The organism is Anaerotignum faecicola (assembly GCA_024460105.1).
Lineage (GTDB): Bacteria > Bacillota > Clostridia > Lachnospirales > Anaerotignaceae > JANFXS01.
Window position 1 is genome coordinate 1 of sequence record JANFXS010000587.1, and the last position, 388, is coordinate 388.

At 45.4% G+C, this 388-nt stretch carries 1 protein-coding gene; it reads left to right on the plus strand.

Annotated elements, in window-relative coordinates; all coding sequences use genetic code 11:
- The coding region (locus tag NE664_15520; GenBank protein MCQ4728042.1) for an MATE family efflux transporter at positions 1 to 388 on the plus strand (388 nt) is incomplete at both ends.

The window sequence follows — 388 nt, forward strand, 5'->3', positions numbered from 1 at the left end:
GGCTGCTGTTTTTCGCGTAGGAATTCCTACGACAGTCATGGCCTCTGTCACTTCTCTTATGTCGTTCCTGATGAACCGTCTTGTGGCAGCGTATTCTACGACGGCGGTGGCGGTATTTGGGATTTACAACCGCCTTCAGCATTTTGTCCAGACCCCAATGATCGGTATAAACAGCAGTATGGTTTCTATTGCAGCCTATAATTATGGAGCAAAAAATAAAAAGAGGATAATGGCTTCTGTGAAATGGGGACTGATCTATGGCTGTTTTATTATGGCCTTGGCTTCATCCTGTTTTGTTTTCTTTCCGGAAGCCTTGATGTCACCTTTTCAGCCTACGCGGGAGATGCTGCGGGTAGGTATTCCGATTTTTCGCATTGTTGGATTTACT